Here is a 17,712-nt window from a genome sequence, read left to right as displayed (position 1 = left end):
GGCGGAGCCGCATGTTTTCCGTGTCGCCCGGTTTCCCCGGCGGCGACGCCAACATTACACGGTCCCTGGGGTGCAGCACCAAATCGGTTTCCGCTCTGCCCTTGTACGGGGGCTAATGTCTGCTTTCGTGACCCTGATCGCGTTCGCTGGAGCCCGGCGCCGGGTGCCGGTGGCCGTGGGTGCGTGCCTGGTGTCGTTCACGGCGTTCTGGCTGGCACAGCGAGCCGCGCACGTGACGATGATCGACCTGATGGTGTACCGGGCCGAGGGGGCCGCCGTCCGCGCGGGAGGCGATCTGTACGCGCTGCGGGCGACCGCCGCGCACCTGCCCTCCACCTACCCGCCGTTCGCGGCCCTGCTGTTCACCGCGCTGACCCTGCCGGACCCCCTGACGCTGCGGGTGTTGGCGACGGCGGGGAATCTCGCCCTGCTCGTGGTGTTCGTACGGCTGTCGCTGAAACTCGTCGGCCACGCGCGCGCGGAGAGCGTCTGCTGGGTCGCGGCGGTGGCCGTCTGGTGCGAGCCGGTGTGGACGACGCTGCGCTACGGCCAGGTCAACCTGCTGCTGGCCGCCCTGGTGCTGTGGGATCTGACCCGTCGCCCCACCGGCGGGTACGGCCGTCTGGCCGGGGCGGGGCTCGGGCTCGCCGCAGCGGTCAAGCTGACCCCCGCGCTGTTCCCGGCGTTCCTGCTCGCCACGGGTGTCGTGGCCCGGCTCGGGGGCGGGGAGGGCAGGCCCTGGCTGCGGCACGCGCGCGGGGCCGCCGCCGCGTTCGCCGGGGCGACGCTGCTCGCGGCGGCCGCGCTGCCGTACGACTCGTGGCGGTTCTGGACGGACATGGTGTTCCGCGCGGACCGGGCCGGGCACGTCGAGGACACCGCGAACCAGGCCCTGCGCGGCGTTCTGGCCCGTCTGCTGCACACACCCGACCCGGGAGCCCTCTGGGTCGCCGCCGCGGCCGTGGCGGCCGTCCTGGGGCTCGCGACGGCGGTGACGGCGGAGTTGCGGGGGATGCGGCCCTGGGCGGTGTGCGCCTGCGCGGTCACGGCGCTGCTGATCAGTCCGGTGTCGTGGACGCACCACTGGGTGTGGTGCGTGCCCGTGGTGCTGCTGCTGTGGACGCGCGGACACCGGGCGGCCGCCCTGGGCACGGCGCTGGTCTTCTGCTCGTACGCCCCGTGGTGGGTGCCGCACGGCCCGGGACGGCCCGAACTGCATCAGACGGCCATCCAGTTGACGCTGTCGGCCCTCTACGGAGGGTCCGTCGCACTGTTCCTCGTGCTGGCCCGGACATCGTTGCCGAGCCCGCGGCCGCGGTCAGCGGCGCGTCAGGCGGTCACGAAGGAGTAGAACCTCTTGAGCGTGCAGTGCTCCTCGAGCAGCCGGCCGTAGATCGGCTCGCCCTCCAGCTCGCGGTAGGTCTCGATCGGGTCGCCTTTTATGATCAGCGCCCGCGCGCATTCCTCGCACCAGTACTGGTAGTCGGGGTTGATCGGTTCCATGTCCCGGACGATCGGCGTACCGCTGCCGCACCAGTCGCACCTTCGCCTGTGTGCACCCATCGATCAGCTCCAGCTGTGGCCGCAGGCCGTGCACACGTAGGAGATTCCGCCGTTGTCCCCGAGAACCTGGGCGACACGCGCGGAACCGCAGGAAGGGCAGCTGAGCCGGGTTGCCGTGTCCCGTATCAACGCCGCACCGAGGAGGTGGCCGCCCTCCTCAAGGATGCTCGCAGGCATCGCTACTCCTCCCGTCGGGCCGCGTCCCCTTCCGGCCGTTTGATTCTGCCACGGCCGGACCAATACGGTCAGCGACGCCTCAGTACCAGTCCGGACACGGCTCTCGGCGCGGGCGCCTCCACGGAGGTATACGAGCGCAGGCCCACGAGTGACTCAAGCCTGAGGTGGTCATCTGCCAGGAAGTAGCAGAAGATCCCGCCCCTTGAGGGGACGGGATCTTCGTCACTGTGGAGCTAAGGAGAATTGAACTCCTGACCTCCTGCATGCCATGCAGGCGCTCTACCAACTGAGCTATAGCCCCTGGTGTTCTTCCCGCTCGGCGGGGGCGAACAAGAAGAACTCTAGCCTGTGACCTGCCGGAAAGTGAAATCCGGGGTCAGGGGTCAGTCGTCGTCGCCGAGGACGGGCTCCGGGAGGGTGCCCGCGTTGTGCTCCAGCAGCCGCCAGCCGCGGGCGCCTTCGCCGAGCACGGACCAGCAGCAGTTGGAGAGGCCGCCGAGGCTCTCCCAGTACTGGGCCTCCAGGCCGAGGAGCCGGCCGATGGTGGTGCGGATCGTGCCGCCGTGGCTGACCACCACCAGGGTGCCGTCCTCGGGCAGCTTCTCGGCGTGCCGCAGCACGACGGGGGCGGCGCGGTCGGCGACCTCGGTCTCCAGTTCGCCACCGCCGCGGCGGACCGCCTCGCCGCGCTTCCAGGCGGCGTACTGCTCGCCGTACCGGGTGATGATCTCCTCGTGCGTCAGGCCCTGCCAGACGCCCGCGTAGGTCTCTCGCAGGCCTTCCTCGCGGACGATGTCGAGGCCGGTGAGGGTGGCCAGCTCGGCGGCCGTCTTCGCGGCCCGCTGCAGGTCCGAGGAGACGATCGCGTCGGGGCCCAGGGAGGCGAGCAGCCGGGCGGCCCGGCGGGCCTGGCCGAGGCCGGTCTCGGTCAGCTCGACGTCCGTGGTGCCCTGGAAGCGGCGCTCCACGTTCCACGAGGTCTGGCCGTGCCGCCACAGGATGATGCGGCGGCCCTGGTCCTTGCGGTCGCTCACCTCGCCGGTGGTGGTCATCACCACTCCCCGCCCGGCTCGTCGGCGACCTCGGCGGCCTGCAGCTTGGCGTGCTCCTCGGCCTTGCCGCGGGTGGCCTTGGCGTCGGCGGGCAGCTCGAGCTCGGGGCAGTCCTTCCACAGCCGCTCCAGGGCGTAGAAGACGCGCTCCTCGCTGTGCTGGACGTGGACGACGATGTCGACGTAGTCGAGCAGGATCCAGCGGGACTCGCGGTCGCCCTCGCGGCGTACCGGCTTGGCGCCGAGTTCCTTCTGCAGGCGCTCCTCGATCTCGTCGACGATCGCCCTGACCTGGCGGTCGTTCGGCGCGGAGGCCAGCAGGAAGGCGTCCGTGATCGACAGCACGTCGCTGACGTCGTAGGCGATGACGTCGTGGGCGAGCTTGTCGGCCGCCGCCTGGGCGGCGGTGTTGATGAGCTCAAGGGAACGATCAGTGGCGGTCACTACATGGCTTTCCGTCAAGGGGTCACTTGACACCAAGGGTCTCACGGACCGCCGGGCGCACCCCATGTGATTAACGGATCACATGGGGTGCCCCTGCCGCTGTCAGGAGGAGGCGGGCCGGTGGTCAGGGCCGGTAGTTGCTGCCCAGGACGACCGAGACGTCGGCGCCGGAGGAGACGGTGCCCTTGGTCACGGAGCCGGCGGGCAGGCCCAGGGTCTTGGCGACCTCGGCGGCGTTCGCCTTGTCGGCGGCGTCGGCGTAGAGCACCTGCGAGGTGGTCCGGGCGGCGGAGGCGGTGCCGCCCTCCAGGAAGGTGAAGCCGCCGTTGAGGAGGACCACGCGGGCCTTCTCGGTGTTGTCCTTCACACCGGTGGCGTTCTGGACGGAGACCCGGACCGCGGAGCCGGCGTCGGGGCTCTTGGCGGTGCCGCCGAGGATGTTCTTCACCACACTGTCGCTGGTCCGGGCGCTCAGCGTGCCGTCGGACTGCACGGGCAGCAGGGCCGTCTTGTAGTCGCCGCCCTTGGCGAGGTCGGCGAGCTTGGCCAGGAAGGCGCCGAGGTCCTTGTCGGTCAGCGGCGGGTCGAGGATCTGCGCGAGGGTCTGCACGGTGACCGTGGCGCCCTGCGCATCCGAGGAGATCTTGCGCAGCACGCCCTGCATGACCTGTCCGAACCGCTCCAGCTGGGCGTTCTGGGCCTCGCCGGAGGCGCGGTAGGTGGCGTAGGCGACGGCCGCCTTGCCGCTGAGGGTCTGGGCCTTGCCCTTGTGGACCAGCGGCGCGGTGCCCTTCTTCTTGGCGTCCGGGTCGGGTACGTCGGTGTCGGTGTCGATGTCGATGTTGCCGACCAGGTCGACGAGGTTCTGCAGGTACGGGGTGTCCAGGCGCCAGGTGCCCTGGATGTTGGTGCCGAGGACGGTGTCGAGCTGGTCGCGGGTGCCGGAGGCGCCGTCGTCGTCGACCGACTTGGCGAGGGTCGTGGTGCTGCCGTCGTCGCCGCTGAGCGCGAGGGAGTTGGGCAGCAGGACGGTCGTGCCCTGCTCGGTGGTGGTGTTGTCGACCAGCAGCGCCGTGGAGGTACCGCCCTTGCCGGTGTTGTGCAGGTGGACGACGATCACGTCACGTTTCTGGGCGGCCGCCGGCGTCGCCGCGCCCGACTTGGAGCCGGAGGAGGACAGGCCGGGCAGCTTTCCGGCGTACCAGAGGTAGCCGACACCGCCGACGGCGACGAGGGCGAGGACGACGAACAGGGCGACGATCCGGCTGCGGGCGCGGCGGCGGGCCTCCTCGCGGCGCTCGGTGCGGTTCTCGGTGAACTTCAGCCAGTCGATGACGTCTTCGGAGTCGTCGCTCGGCTCCTCGACGAAGGCGAACTGCCCGGTGTGGTACTCGCGTTCGGCCTGGGGCTCCGGCTCGCCGGCCGGGCCGGCCTGCTGCGGGATGTAGGCGGTCTGCTCGGCGACGCGCGGGTGCTGCCCGCTGGTCGCGGTCTGCCCGTACGGGTCGTACGCGTTCGAAGCGCCCCTGCCGCCGCCGTAGGTGTCGTAGGAGGAGCCGGGCTGGGCCGGCGTCTGGCGGCCGGTGTCGTACGCGTCGTAGGACGGGGCGGGGCGCTGGTTGCCGGTGCCGTAGGGCTGGGCCGGCTGCTGCCCGGTGGCGTACGGGTCGTAGCCGTAGCCCTGCTGGGCGTACGGGTCGTAGGGCTGTTGCGGAGACGGCTGTGCCGGGACCTGCTGGTACACCGGCCGGCCGTACTCGTCGTAGCCGACGAGTTCGTACTGGCCGTCTCCGTACCCCGCGTCGTATCGGTCGTTCACCGGTGCCCCTCTCGGCTCACTCGCCGCGGTACAGCTCGCGCTTGTCGATGTAGCGCACGACTCCGTCCGGCACCATGTACCAGATGGGCTCGCCCTTGGCGACTCGCGCACGGCAGTCCGTCGAGGAGATGGCGAGCGCGGGTACCTCGACGAGTGTGACACCGCCCTCCGGCAGGCCGGGGTCGGTCAGGTGGTGGCCGGGCCGGGTGACGCCGATGAAGTGCGCCAGGGAGAACAGTTCCTCCGAGTCGCGCCAGGTCAGCAGCTGGGCGAGGGCGTCGGCGCCGGTGATGAAGAAGAGGTCCGTGGCGGGGTTGAGGGCCCGCAGGTCGCGCAGGGTGTCCACGGTGTAGGTGGGGCCGCCGCGGTCGATGTCGATGCGGCTGACGGAGAACTGCGGGTTCTCGGCGGTCGCGATGACCGTCATCAGGTAGCGGTCCTCGGCCGGGGAGACCTTGCGGTGGGTCTTCTGCCACGGCTGGCCGGTGGGTACGAACACCACCTCGTCCAGCTGGAACTGCGCCGCGACCTCGCTGGCCGCCACCAGGTGTCCGTGGTGGATCGGGTCGAACGTTCCGCCCATGACGCCGAGGCGGCGCTTGCCCGAGTGGGCGGGGCCGCTGCCCGGGCCGTGGGCCGGGGTCTTCACCGTGCCTGCCGCCGTTTCGGCGTGCTGGATGGCGTCGGCGGCCGCGGGTGCGGCCGTCTCGTGCGCCGGGCCGGTAGGCATGTCCTGCTCTCCCATGCGTGCAGACCCTACCGGCCCCACCTGAGGGCCCCGGCGGGGGACGGGTCCCGGGTCAGCGGTCCCGGTTGAAGCGGGTGGTGATCCACAGGAGCAGAAGCAGGATGACGAGGGCGCTGCCGCCGGTGACGGCGGGGTTCAGGCTGTCGTGGTTGCCGCCGTGCTCCTCGCCCCCGGCGGCGAGGGTGACCAACTGGGCTGCGGTGCTGTGGAAGCTCATCTTCGGCAGGACCTATCGCGTGTGGGCGGGATAAAGACGTCGGCTCATCGTAAGCGGGCGGCCCGGCGGCGATCACCCCGACTCCGCCGTTGGTGCGGGCGCGGACGCGGTTCGGCCGTAGGCGAGGGAACTTTCGCGGGCGGTCAGTCGTCCTTCCGCTTGTAGCCGCGCAGCAGGAACCACGCGGTCAGTGCGCAGCCGAAGACCATCACGATCAGGACGACCCGGAGCAGATTCCCCGACCCATGCTGCTGGACGGCACTGCCGGCGGCCTCGGTCAGCCAGGCGGCTGCGGGGTGGTGCTCCATGACGTGGACTCCTTCGGCTGTACTGCCCGTCCACGGTATCTCCGCCTAGGCTGGCTCCTGCCTCGGGGGCACAGTGAGGCACTCATACGCACATGGGGGATGACATGTCCGACGACGGCCGCGAGCAGACGGGGCACGAGCGCGTGCCGAGCAGGCAGCGCAGGCGCTTCCCCGGGATCTCCTCGCGCGCGTACGAGCACCCGGCCGACCGGTCGGCCCTGGTGGCGCTGCGCAAGCTGAGCGGTTTCGACACGGTGTTCAAGGCGCTCAGCGGGCTGCTTCCGGAGCGGAGCCTGCGGCTGCTGTTCCTGTCCGACTCGGTGCGCGTCTCCGAGCGGCAGTTCAAGCATCTGCACGACATGCTGCTGGACGCCTGTTACATCCTGGACCTGGAGAAGGTCCCGCCGATGTACGTCAACCAGGACCCGCAGCCGAACGCGATGTGCATCGGCCTGGACGAGCCGATCATCGTGGTCACCACGGGGCTGGTCGAGCTGCTCGACGAGGAGGAGATGCGGGCGGTCGTCGGGCACGAGGTGGGCCACGCCCTGTCCGGGCACGCGGTGTACCGCACGATCCTGCTGTTCCTCACCACCCTGGCGCTGAAGGTCGCCTGGATACCCCTGGGCAACTTCGCGATCATGGCGCTCGTGACGGCGCTGCGGGAGTGGTTCCGCAAGTCGGAGCTGTCCTCGGACCGGGCCGGGCTGCTGGTGGGGCAGGACCCGAAGGCCTCGATGCGCGGCCTGATGAAGATCGCGGGCGGCAACCACCTGCACGAGATGAACGTGGACGCGTTCCTGGAGCAGGCCGAGGAGTACGAGGCGGGCGGCGATCTGCGCGACTCCGTGCTGAAGATCCTCAATGTGCTCCCCCGCTCGCACCCCTTCGCCGCCATCCGGGCGGCCGAGCTGAAGAAGTGGTCCGAGTCCCGGGACTACCAGCGGATCATGGACGGCCACTACCCGCGGCGCGCCGAGGACAAGGACACCTCGGTCAGCGACTCCTTCCGCGAGTCCGCCGCGAGTTACGCGGACGACGTGAAGACCTCCAAGGACCCGCTGATGAAGCTGGTCACGGACCTGGCGGGCGGCACGGCGGGCCTGGGCGGCCGAGTCCGCCGGGGCTTCGACGGCTTCAAGAGCCCGGCTCCGCCGAAGGACGCGCCGACCGACACCCCGCCGCAGGACGAGGAGTGACCGCAACTCCCTGACAACACACCCTCACCCCGTCGGCTGAGCCCCTGCGGCCAGCGTCCCGCACAGCGCGGTGGCACTGTCCGTCGCATAGGGGTCGGTCCCCGCCGGCCCGCCCGTCCTCGCGGTCTCCCCGGCCAGCAGGGGGTGGAGGTAGGAGGTCGCGTCCTCCGCGCAGGACATGGGGCCGGCCTGGGCGTAGGAGGTGACCAGCTGGAGCTGGCCCACGCGCAGTGCGTCACTGTCGAAGTGGAAGGTCATCTCACGGCGGACCGTGAACAGCGACACGGGCGCGTCGGCGGCGGCGCCGGTCCGGCGCAGGGCGTAGACGAAGATCGTGTCGGCGCTGACCTCCAGCGTGGCCGCGTCGGTCTCGTCGGCCTGCAGGGTGCCCTGGACGCGGATCCGGTCGTCGGCCAGTTGCGCGCGGGAGGGGTCGAGGCGGACCAGCCAGCCGGTGGGGGCGTGACGGCCGTCCGCCGCGGGGTGGTCGAAGCTCTGGTCGAACTGGTCGAGCTGCTCGGAGTCGAGGAGGGCCCGGGCCGGGCGGAACTGGCGGCCGGTGAGCACGTCGGGGTCGAGGGAGGAGCGGACCAGGTAGGTCCTGGCGATGCTCAGGGCGGCCGTGACCTGGCTGTCGGAGAAGTGCGGGGTGCTACGGGTGGCCGGCAGCGGGATCCCGGCGGCGCCGACCTCGAACTGGCGGGCGGGACTGTGCGCGTAGAGCAGCTCGGCGTCGGCACCACCGGGCACCTTGCCCTGGGGTGCGAGCGGGATGACGGTCATCCGCAGGGCCTCGGCGGAGCGCCGGGCCTGCGGTGAGCTGTACGGGTGACGGACGCCCATGTAGATCGCGGTGCCGAAGGCGACGGCGAGCAGCAGGACGAGGATCAGGAGCTGCCGGGTCAGTCCCCGGCGCAGGTGCGGGCGGCGGCGCACGGCGGGCGCGTGGTCGCCCATGCGCTCCTGTGCCGAGTACTCCTGGAGGCGGGCAGCACGGACGAACGACTCGTCGAACACGACGGATCGGTACTCGTCCTCTCCACCTCCGGGGCCGCCCTCGGGTGTCCCCTCAGGTGGGTCTCCAGGCCCGCCCATACTTTCAGAGTAGGTCTCGTGAGCCTCGGGTAAACGCCCCGCTACGCGACAACTTCTGACAGGTTCTCAACAGGTGCCGGTACGGGCGTTCAGGGGGTCCGCGGGAAGGCCGAGACGGCCGGCGGGTTGGAGTCGGCGGAGGCCGAGGGGGGCGATGCCGCGCCCTGTTCCAGGCCGGTCGCGGCGGGGGACGGCACCCGGTCGCGGGTGTTCGAGGAGGCGCCCCGGTAGACGGCGGCGAAGGCCAGCGCGACCATGCCGATGCCCATCACGAGGGCGAGCACCCAGGCGACGGGGCGGTGCCAGCGGACCTGCTTGCCGTGGGTCCCGAAGAAGCCGCGGCCGTCGCCGAGGACGTAGGTGTCGTCCAGTTCTTCGTCGTCCCGATCATGACCGAAATCGGTCCCCTCGGGGCCGTACGCGTCGTCGTAGCGCTCGCCTCTGGCGTGGGCGCGGCGGGCTTCTGCCTCGGAGGCCTCGGCTCTTGCCTGCGCGGCGGCCAGGAGGCGTTCCACGGCGGTCGGCTCGTGCACCACGGCCGCCTGCACGAAGGCCTCGTCGAAGACCACGGAGGCGAACTCTTCGTCCGACACCCCGTGGTCGTGGTCGTCGTCGGGCTCCCAGCCGTCAGGGAACGGCGTGCCCCCCACGTCCTCCGGCACGGATCCAGAGTAGACCTGGGGGGTCAATTTGGGCAGACGGTATGGAAATTCATCCGCCTGCTGAGACGCCTTTTCGCCAGGGCCGTCAGCGGCGCACGTGACCGTCGCCGGTGACGATGTACTTCGTGCTGGTCAGCTCCGGCAGGCCCATCGGGCCGCGGGCGTGCAGCTTCTGGGTGGAGATGCCGATCTCGGCACCGAAGCCGAACTGACCGCCGTCGGTGAACCGGGTGGAGGTGTTCACGGCGACGGTGGTGGAGTCGACCAGCTGGGTGAAGCGGCGGGCGGCCTGCTGGGAGGTGGTGACGATCGCCTCGGTGTGGCCGGAGGTCCACAGCCGGATGTGCTCGACGGCCTTGTCCAGCGAGTCGACGACGGCGGCGGCGATGTCGTACGAGAGGTACTCGGTCTCCCAGTCCTCCGGGGTGGCCTCGACCACGGTGGCCTTGGAGTCCTTGGCGTAGGCCATGACGCGCTCGTCGGCGTGGACGGTGACGCCGGCCTCGGCGAGGGCGTCGAGGGCGCGCGGCAGGAACTCGGGGGCGATGTCCTGGTGGACCAGGAGGGTCTCGGCGGCGTTGCAGACGCTGACCCGCTGGGCCTTGGAGTTGATGAGGATCTCGATCGCCATGTCGATGTCGGCCCGGGCGTCGACGTAGACGTGGCAGTTGCCGGTCCCGGTCTCGATGACAGGGACGGTGGACTCGTTGACCACGGTCTGGATCAGCGAGGCGCCGCCGCGCGGGATGAGCACGTCGACGAGGCCCCGGGCGCGCATCAGCTCGCGCACCGAGTCGCGGCTCTCACCGGGCACCAGCTGGACGGCGTCGGCGGGCAGCCCGGCGCCGCCGACGGCGTCCCGGATCACCCGGACGAGGGCGCTGTTGGACTCGTAGGCGGAGGCCGAGCCGCGCAGCAGGACGGCGTTGCCGGACTTCAGGCAGAGGGCGGCGGCGTCGACGGTGACGTTCGGGCGGGCCTCGTAGATGATGCCGACCACGCCCAGCGGGACGCGGACCTGGCGCAGGTCGATGCCGTTGGGGAGGGTGGAGCCGCGGACGACCTCGCCGACCGGGTCGGGCAGCTTCGCGACGTCGCGGACGTCGGAGGCGATGGCGCGGACCCGCTCGGGGGTGAGGGTGAGCCGGTCGACGATGGCCTCGCTGGTGCCGTTCTCCCGGGCCTTGGCCACGTCCTTGGCGTTGGCCTCGACGATCTCGCCGGTCCGGACCTCCAGGGCGTCGGCGATGGCGAGCAGCGCGTCGTCCTTCACGGCGCGCGGGAGCGGCGCGAGGTCGGCGGCGGCGGCCTTGGCCCGGTAGGCGGCCTGGGTGACCGGGGACATGGAGTCGTACGGCGAGAGCGTGGTCATGAGGGAAGGGTAGTGCGCCGGACGGGGCCGTCCATCGCTCGTTCCACACCCCGAGACGGGATCAAGGGGGCGAAGGCACCCGTACGACCTCAGAAGGGATGAATCCCTACCGGGGTCGCGGGCGGCGGGCCGTAGCCCTCGGCGATGCGCTGGTGGTAGGTCTCCCGGTCGATGACCTCAAGGCCGACGATCTCCCAGGCCGGGAGTCCGGCGGTCTGGCGGTGCTCGCCCCACAGGCGCAGGGCCACGGCGGCGGCGTCGTGCAGGTCGCGGGCCTCTTCCCAGTAGCGGATCTCCGCGTGGTCGTTCGCGTATCTGCTGGTCAGCAGGAAGGGGTGGTCATGGGCCAACTGTTCCAGGGCGCGCCGCAGATCCTTGAGGGGGACCTCCTGCCCGGAGACGCTGAGGGTGACGTGCCACAGGCGGGGCAGGTCCCTGGGCTCCTCGTAGGTGCCCCCGGCCGCGACGCTCGTCAGAGCACCGCGGGACGCCGCCGCCCCAGGGCGCACTCGTCTCACGACGGCCTCCTTCACGCAGCGCTCGGGAACGTGTTCCTGAGACAAAGTTGAGCAGGCCCCAAGGCTCCGCGGGGCGGTTTTACGGAACGTCCCCCACCGGGGGCCGTCGTTACGGCCCGTTTTTACGGGTGCAGGAGCACCAGATCGTCCCTGTGTACGACCTCGCGTTCGTACGCCGGCCCCAGCTCGCGCGCCAGCTCCCGGGTCGAACGCCCGATCAGCTGGGGGATTTCCTTGGCGTCGAAGTTGACGAGCCCGCGGGCCACCGCGCGGCCGGTGCCGTCGCGCAGCTCGACGGGATCGCCGGCGCTGAACTCGCCCTCCACGGCGGCGATTCCGGCGGGCAGCAGCGACTTGCGCCGCTCCACGACCGCGCGGACGGCACCGTCGTCCAGGGTGAGCGAGCCCTGCGGGGCGGAGGCGTGCTGGAGCCACAGCAGGCGGCCGCCGGAGTGCTTGCCAGTGGGGTGGAAGAAGGTGCCGGTGTCGCCGCCGCCCAGCGCCTCCGCGGCGTGGACGGCGCTGGTGAGCACCACCGGGATGCCCGCGGCGGCGGCGATCCGGGCGGCCTCGACCTTGGTGACCATGCCGCCGGTGCCGACGCCGGCCTTGCCCGCGCTGCCGATCTCGATGCCCTCGAGATCGGCGGGCCCGCGCACCTCCGCTATCCGCGAGGTGCCCGGCTTGCCGGGGTCGCCGTCGTAGACGCCGTCGATGTCGGAGAGGAGCACCAGCAGGTCGGCGTGGACGAGGTGGGCGACGAGGGCGGCGAGGCGGTCGTTGTCGCCGAAGCGGATCTCGTCCGTGGCAACGGTGTCGTTCTCGTTGACGATGGGGAAGGCGCCCATGGCCAGCAACTTGTCCAGGGTGCGGGAGGCATTGCGGTGGTGGGCGCGGCGGCTCATGTCGTCGCTGGTGAGCAGGACCTGTCCGACGCGCACGCCGTAGCGGGCGAAGGAGGCGGTGTAGCGGGCGACGAGCAGTCCCTGGCCGACGCTGGCGGCGGCCTGCTGGCGGGCCAGGTCCTTGGGGCGGCGGCGCAGGCCCAGTGGTGCGAGGCCCGCGGCGATGGCGCCCGAGGAGACCAGCACGATCTCCTTCTCTCCCCCGCTGCGGACCTTGGCGAGGACGTCGACCAGCGCGTCGACGCGGTCGGCGTCCAGGCCGCCCGCGGCGGTGGTCAGCGACGAGGAGCCCACCTTGACGACGATCCTGCGGGCCTCGCCCACGGCCTGCCTTGCCCTTGCCACCTTGCCTGCTGTCCCCTCGCCCGGTTCCGGCTGCCTGTGCGGCAATCTACGCGAAGGGGGCCGTGCGCCGCGCACCGGTCCAGCCTCCGGACAGGCGGTGGGTAACCGCTTGCTCACCGTTTGCGTACGGTAAAAAGGTTGCACTGGTTGCCTATAGAAATTAAATCCCTGACAAACATAATTTGACCTTCGTGTCACCTAACGTTCGCCGATCGAGGCGCATACTCCTCCGCTCCGGCAAGAGCCCCTACGACGTCTTCACCGTGGAAGAAGCCCTCCACCAGGACGTGATCGCCACCAACGCGGGCAACCTGATCTTCCAGGACGCGGCGCACAAGATCCTCGAGGTCCCGGGAACCGAGGTCGTCTCGAACGGTGGACGGACCGAGGTGGCCGCGGCCGCGCGCATCAACGCGGAGTACGACGCCTTCGTCGTGCCGCTCGCCAACGCCTTCCGGCCGTCCTTCGAGACCGCACTGAAGCGCCTGACCCGGCTCATCACCCGGCTGAGGATCCCGGTCGTGGTCCTCGGCGTCGGCGCGCAGACCGGGGTGAGTTACGACCCGGCGCGGCTGAAGAGCATCGAGCCGACGGTGCGCGAGTTCTGCGCGGCGGTGCTGGAGCGCAGCAGCTCGATCGGGGTGCGCGGCGAGTTCACCGAGCAGTACCTGCGGGACATGGGCTTCCGGGACGTGGAGGTCATCGGCTGCCCGTCGCTGTTCCTGTACGGCAGCGAACTCGACGTACGCAAGCGGGTGCCCGCACTGACCGCCGAGGCGCGGATCGCGATCAACGGTTCGCACAGCGCGGTGAAGAAGCAGGGCCTCGGCCGGATCATCACCCGCGCCCACGACCGCTACCCGAACCTGCGTTTCATCGGCCAGAACCTCAGCGACGCACGGCAGTTGCACTGGCGGGACCTCAGCGACCCGAACGCCGCGGTGACCGCGATACCGACGCACCCGGACCACCCGATGTACCGGGAGGACAAGGTGCGGGTCTACGTCGACCCGGTCACCTGGATCGAGGAGCTGCGCCCCTTCGACTTCTCCTTCGGCTCGCGCATCCACGGCAACATCGCGGCGCTGCTCGCGGGGACGCCCGCGACGGTGCTGTGCGGCGACTCGCGCACGCTGGAGCTGTGCCGGTACTTCGAGATCCCGCACCAGCGGCTGGACCAGGTCGCCAAGGACCCGGAGGCGGCCGACCCGGCGCGGCTGTACGAGCAGGCCGACTTCGGCGCTCTGGTCGGCAACCACCGGGAGCGCTTCGAGCGGTTCACCGGCTTCCTGGACCGCAACGGGCTGCAGAACACCTTCACGCACGGCGACGGCGGCGCGGCCTTCGAGAAGAAGATGGACTCGCTGTCGTTCCCGCCGGGTGTGCGCCCCTGGAACGACACCGACCTCGCCTCGCTCAGCAGCCGGTTCGGCTGGCTGCACACCCGGGTCAGCGAACTGACGCAGGACAACACCCAGTTGCGCCGGGAGCTGGCGCGGGCGAGGAAGGCCCAGGACGGCGTGCCCGCGCCCACCGCCTCCGTCTACCGGCGCGCCCGCCGCGTGGTGGGCCGGCCGTTGCGCCGGGCGCTGCAGTCCGGCAAGCAGTGACTCCCCCGGCCGGCGGGGGCCTCAGGCCGCCGCCGCTCCGAATCCTCCGCTCGGCAGCATCCGCCGGATCTTCCTGAGCGCCCGGCGCAGGAAGGAGTTGGCGGCGGCCTCCCGGTAGCCCTCGAAGGCCCGGGCCTCGCGGGGTTCGGCGAGGTAGACGTGGTCGGGGATGCCGGCCGCCTTGGACCGGAAGTGCGGGTAGACGAGGTAGACGCGGGTGCCGCGCTTCTCCAGGATCGCGGCGGCCTGCTTCTTCGCCTTGACGAACTTCACGACGTCCAGCAGCAGTTCGGGCCGCTGCACGGCCACGAGGTGCAGCCGCAGCCGCTCGTGCACCTTGAGCCGGCGGGCCACCCCGGGCGTCCAGTAGGCGTCCATCAGCGGCTTGGCCAGCTCGAACTTGTGCCGGCGCACCTCTTCGTCGTCCGTCAGGAACTTGGGCCCGAACTGCGGCAGCAGGGTGATGAGGAAGGGCCGGATCATCAGGGTGTCGCGCTTGTCGCCCGCCGGGACCATGTCGGCGATCAGCTTCATCAGGGCGCGCGCGGAGTCGAAGCGGAGCGTGTAGCTGCCGGTCTTCGTGACGTGCTTGCCGTCCTCGCGGCCGACCAGGTAGTAGCAGGGGTAGTCGGCGACCACCGAGACGCCGTCGGCCCGCAGATAGGCCTCCATGGTGAACAGCGCGTCCTCGCCGGTCCACAGGGACTCGTCGAAGCGCATGCCGTGCTTCTCCAGCAGCGCCCGGCGGAACAGCTTCTGCGCGCTGAGCGTGAACTTGATGTTGGACGAGAAGACGTCGGTCCGGTCGAGGGTCTTGCCCCACATGGACTTCGGCGGGGTGCGGTTGATGCCCTCGACCTTGCCGAGCACCACGTCGGTGCCGTTCTTGTCGGCCATGGCGACCATGCGCTCCAGGGCCTCGGGCCCGAGCCGGTCGTCGGCGTCCAGGAAGAAGACGTAGCGTCCGGCCGCCTTGCCGAGGCCGACGTTGCGCGGCCCGCTGGGGCCGCCGGAGTTGTCCTGGCGGATGACGGTGACCTGCATGAGGGCGCGGTCCGCGAACTCCTCCAGGTACTCCCCGGTGCCGTCCGTCGAGCCGTCGTCGACCGCGACGACCTCCATGCGTGCCGGGTCGATGGTCTGTGCCTCGACGGATGCCAGGCACTCGACCAGGTACGGCATCGCCTCGTACGCCCCGATGATCACGGTGACATCAGGCTGCGTCACGACGGTCACGTTTCCCCCTTGCTGCTTTCCCGCTGGTCAGCGAAACATTTCCCCCGTATCGCCTCATTCGCAACCTGATAGACGGGCACCCGTGGGAAGCGGTTGCCTCACAGCGGGTAATCAGTGGCGCATGTCACACCACTGCCACCCTCGCAGGAAGCGGACAGACACGGAGCACGACGGGCGGTACGAGACAGTACGCAGCCGGAGTAAGAGCGGTTCAGCAGCGGTTAAGAGCCGCGCAAGACGGCCGGACACGGCAGCGGCCCCCGAGGAGTGCTCCTCGGGGGCCGCGTGGCAGGGGGGCGGGTCAGCCCGCGGTCACGCCGTCCGTCTCACCGGCGGACGCCCCGCGCTGACCCGGTACCGCGTTGGTCAGCTCGGCGGTGTCGGCGTTCCCGGCGACCGGCCGGGAGTCCTGGCCGACGTTGCGGGCCTCGGCCTTGAGGGCCAGGTCGGCGACCGCGGTGTTGAACTGGTCGATGGACTTCGGCTCGTCCGGGCCCAGCAGGTACCGCTTCAGCTCGCCCCGGTCCTCGGCCAGTGGGTCGGTGGAGGGGTCGCGCACGGCGTCCAGCAGGCCGCCCAGCTCGGCTGCGCTGTTGGACAGGATCGTCGCCGCGCGCACGGCGGTGTTCTGCCGCTTGAACTCCTCCACACCCCGCTCGGCGGAGTCCGTCACCGCGTACGGTTTGCCGCTCGCGATGAAGTCGGAGACCACGGAGGAGATGTCGGAGACCATCGCGTCCGAGACGTTGAAGCAGTCGTACAGGCGCGGCTCGGCACCCGTGATGACGCGGTGCTCGTACGAGGGGAAGGAGCGCCAGTAGACGTCGTTCCACTCGGTGCGCAGCCGGGCGATCTCCGCGTGCTGCTGGACGTCTACGACGCCGTCGCGGGTGGCCTCGGCCTCGTCGCCCTTCTCGCCGCCGGCGGCGGCCAGCTCGGCGAGGCGGGCCTCGATGCGGGCCAGCTCGGCCTTGGCCCGGGTCTGCTCGGCGGTGTCCACGCTGAAGCGGGAGTCGGCGGCGCGCTCGGCGGCGGCCTGCTCGACCAGGGCGGTGATGCGCTGGTGCGCGGCGCCCGCCTCCTTGCTGACGGTGCCGGTGAAGGGGTGCGGCTTGTACAGGACGCGGACCGGCGGGTCGGCCTGCACCAGCGCGTTCACGATGTTCTCGCCGGCGAGCACGATCGAGGTGTTGCCGGGGTTGCCGTCCCAGCCCTCCCAGGTGGGGGCGTAGAGAACGGTGGCGATACGCCCCTCGGGCACGCCCTGCCAGCTCTGGATGGGGGCCAGCTGCGGGCGGCCGACCTCGACGATGTCGTCGTCGCGGACACCGACGTCGGCGATGGCGTAGCGGTCGCGGCCGGCCCGGCCGGCGGTCCAGACCTCGTCGTACACCTTGCTGTACGGGTTGACGCTGGCCAGCTTGTCGCTGTCGCCGTGGCCGATGAAGACGTGCTTCATGGTGGGCACGCGCAGCAGGTGGATGTTCTTGCCGACGTTGGCCGCGTACAGGGCGACGCGCACGGTCGACAGGTCCAGGTTCATCAGGTGCACCCCTCCGGGCACGCAGATGACGGGGACCGTGGTGGGCGCCAGGTTGTTCAGGATCGCGCGCTCGCGCAGGATGATCAGCGGCCGGGTCTCCAGTCGCTCCATCGTCTCCAGCCACATGTTGACCTGGTACGCGGAGTCCTTGGAGCCGGAGAAGTACAGGACCGTCTCGGGCTTGTAGCCGACCAGCCATTCGTCGACGGCGGCGAGGACGACGTCGGCCTTCGGCGGGACCTTCGTGCCGCGCACGTACGGCACCAGCACCAGCACGTACAGGCAGCCGAGGCCCACGGTGAGGCCGATGCCGACGAAGCCGGCGACGGCCGAGCCCACGATCGCGGAGACCACGATGCCGACGACGGCGAAGAGGTCGAGGTGCAGCATCTTCTCCGCGGAGCGGTGCAGCAGGCGGCGCGGCGGGGCGTCCGGGATACGGATGCGGGACTTCAGGTCGACGTTGCGGGTGGCGACCGGCATCTTGCGGCGGTTGCGGATCAGGGTGACCAGCGCGCCGTGCGGGGCCTGGAGGCCGTAGAAGGCGATGAAGCAGGCGACCGCGCCGTAGAAGATCAGGTCGTTCGCGTGCGCGAGCCGGGCCAGCAGCAGGATCAGCAGCAGCTGCCGGATCAGGAACCGGATCGACAGACCGGCCCGGACCTTGCTGAGGCGGTTGATCAGGTAGCTGCCCTTGCGGTGCAGATAGTGGTCCGCCAGGTACGTCACGGCTGCCACGGCCGCGAAGGCGTAGACGCTCGGGACGAGCGCGGCCAGCATGAGCGCCGGGAAGCCCAGCATCACGAGGGCCGCCGCGGCCAGCTCGGCCACGCTGCCCACCCGGGCGACGCGAATAGCGGTGGATATCACAGAGAAACCTGCTCTGGGAGGGGGAGTGCC

At 70.8% G+C, this 17,712-nt stretch carries 18 protein-coding genes and 1 tRNA gene; 3 read left to right on the top strand and 16 right to left on the bottom strand.

The genetic code is table 11. From position 1 onward, the window contains the following. Positions 1–127 precede the first annotated feature (127 nt). Positions 128–1,351 carry a glycosyltransferase 87 family protein gene (locus ACFY3C_RS06230; RefSeq protein ID WP_390769885.1) on the top strand — a complete coding sequence of 408 codons (1,224 nt, stop codon included), beginning with the start codon at positions 128–130 and terminating at the stop codon, positions 1,349–1,351. On the opposite strand, the gene ACFY3C_RS06225 is transcribed toward ACFY3C_RS06230, so the two are convergent. The 9 genes from ACFY3C_RS06225 to ACFY3C_RS06185 all read right to left on the bottom strand — a co-directional run bounded on the left by ACFY3C_RS06225 (position 1,330) and on the right by ACFY3C_RS06185 (position 6,327). Continuing rightward, the gene (locus tag ACFY3C_RS06225) at positions 1,330–1,563 is read right to left on the bottom strand and encodes a hypothetical protein (protein ID WP_386571860.1); all 234 of its coding nucleotides are present in this window, start codon (positions 1,561–1,563) and stop codon (positions 1,330–1,332) included. The two genes, ACFY3C_RS06230 and ACFY3C_RS06225, sit on opposite strands and share 22 nt — an antisense overlap. Before the next feature lie 3 nt (positions 1,564–1,566). Continuing rightward, entirely contained in the window at positions 1,567–1,740 is a 174-nt protein-coding gene (locus ACFY3C_RS06220; RefSeq protein ID WP_386571858.1) for a hypothetical protein, read from the bottom strand. A 228-nt stretch (positions 1,741–1,968) separates the two neighbouring features. Next, positions 1,969–2,041 (bottom strand) — tRNA-Ala (locus tag ACFY3C_RS06215). Positions 2,042–2,123: 82 nt separating this feature from the next. Continuing rightward, positions 2,124–2,792, bottom strand: coding sequence for a histidine phosphatase family protein (locus ACFY3C_RS06210; protein WP_390769884.1), 669 nt, complete (start codon positions 2,790–2,792; stop codon positions 2,124–2,126). Continuing rightward, entirely contained in the window at positions 2,792–3,235 is a 444-nt protein-coding gene (gene rsfS / locus ACFY3C_RS06205; protein ID WP_386571855.1) for a ribosome silencing factor, read from the bottom strand. Before rsfS ends, ACFY3C_RS06210 begins: the two co-directional genes overlap by 1 nt. Positions 3,236–3,359: 124 nt before the next feature. After that, on the bottom strand, positions 3,360–5,054 hold the full coding sequence (locus tag ACFY3C_RS06200) for a LytR C-terminal domain-containing protein (protein ID WP_390769883.1): 1,695 nt from the start codon (positions 5,052–5,054) through the stop codon (positions 3,360–3,362). Between the two features lie 16 nt (positions 5,055–5,070). Then, positions 5,071–5,799, bottom strand: coding sequence for a nicotinate-nucleotide adenylyltransferase (nadD, locus tag ACFY3C_RS06195; protein WP_390769882.1), 729 nt, complete (start codon positions 5,797–5,799; stop codon positions 5,071–5,073). 55 nt (positions 5,800–5,854) lie between these two features. Then, a complete protein-coding gene (locus ACFY3C_RS06190; RefSeq protein ID WP_386571851.1) occupies positions 5,855–6,019 on the bottom strand; it encodes a hypothetical protein in 165 nt (54 codons plus the stop codon). A gap of 143 nt (positions 6,020–6,162) precedes the next feature. Continuing rightward, complete coding sequence (locus ACFY3C_RS06185) at positions 6,163–6,327, bottom strand: hypothetical protein (RefSeq protein WP_386571849.1); 165 nt, start codon at positions 6,325–6,327, stop codon at positions 6,163–6,165. A gap of 104 nt (positions 6,328–6,431) precedes the next feature. On the opposite strand from ACFY3C_RS06185, the gene ACFY3C_RS06180 reads away from it, so the two are divergent. Then, the gene (locus ACFY3C_RS06180) at positions 6,432–7,526 is read left to right on the top strand and encodes a M48 family metallopeptidase (protein WP_386571848.1); all 1,095 of its coding nucleotides are present in this window, start codon (positions 6,432–6,434) and stop codon (positions 7,524–7,526) included. A gap of 24 nt (positions 7,527–7,550) precedes the next feature. Here the strand turns inward: ACFY3C_RS06180 and ACFY3C_RS06175 are convergent, their stop codons facing one another. The 5 genes from ACFY3C_RS06175 to proB all read right to left on the bottom strand — a co-directional run bounded on the left by ACFY3C_RS06175 (position 7,551) and on the right by proB (position 12,402). Further along, on the bottom strand, positions 7,551–8,621 hold the full coding sequence (locus tag ACFY3C_RS06175; protein ID WP_386571847.1) for a hypothetical protein: 1,071 nt from the start codon (positions 8,619–8,621) through the stop codon (positions 7,551–7,553). A gap of 89 nt (positions 8,622–8,710) precedes the next feature. Then, positions 8,711–9,283 carry a hypothetical protein gene (locus ACFY3C_RS06170; protein ID WP_390769881.1) on the bottom strand — a complete coding sequence of 191 codons (573 nt, stop codon included), beginning with the start codon at positions 9,281–9,283 and terminating at the stop codon, positions 8,711–8,713. Between the two features lie 85 nt (positions 9,284–9,368). Next, on the bottom strand, positions 9,369–10,655 hold the full coding sequence (locus ACFY3C_RS06165) for a glutamate-5-semialdehyde dehydrogenase (protein ID WP_389174563.1): 1,287 nt from the start codon (positions 10,653–10,655) through the stop codon (positions 9,369–9,371). Positions 10,656–10,744: 89 nt separating this feature from the next. Next, complete coding sequence (locus ACFY3C_RS06160) at positions 10,745–11,173, bottom strand: hypothetical protein (protein ID WP_386571843.1); 429 nt, start codon at positions 11,171–11,173, stop codon at positions 10,745–10,747. Positions 11,174–11,295: 122 nt separating this feature from the next. Continuing rightward, complete coding sequence (proB, locus tag ACFY3C_RS06155) at positions 11,296–12,402, bottom strand: glutamate 5-kinase (protein ID WP_390769938.1); 1,107 nt, start codon at positions 12,400–12,402, stop codon at positions 11,296–11,298. A 212-nt stretch (positions 12,403–12,614) separates the two neighbouring features. Here proB and ACFY3C_RS06150 point away from each other — a divergent pair, with 212 nt between their 5' ends. Beyond that, entirely contained in the window at positions 12,615–14,033 is a 1,419-nt protein-coding gene (locus ACFY3C_RS06150; protein WP_390769880.1) for a polysaccharide pyruvyl transferase family protein, read from the top strand. Positions 14,034–14,054: 21 nt separating this feature from the next. Here the strand turns inward: ACFY3C_RS06150 and ACFY3C_RS06145 are convergent, their stop codons facing one another. Both ACFY3C_RS06145 and ACFY3C_RS06140 read right to left on the bottom strand, forming a co-directional pair. Continuing rightward, complete coding sequence (locus ACFY3C_RS06145; protein WP_386571841.1) at positions 14,055–15,260, bottom strand: glycosyltransferase family 2 protein; 1,206 nt, start codon at positions 15,258–15,260, stop codon at positions 14,055–14,057. Positions 15,261–15,570: 310 nt separating this feature from the next. Beyond that, entirely contained in the window at positions 15,571–17,682 is a 2,112-nt protein-coding gene (locus ACFY3C_RS06140) for a hypothetical protein (protein WP_390769879.1), read from the bottom strand. Positions 17,683–17,712 lie beyond the last annotated feature (30 nt).

The sequence above is a fragment of the Streptomyces sp. NPDC001410 genome (assembly GCF_042895235.1).
Classification (GTDB): Bacteria; Actinomycetota; Actinomycetes; order Streptomycetales; family Streptomycetaceae; genus Streptomyces.
This window is presented reverse-complemented; position numbering and strand designations above follow the sequence as displayed.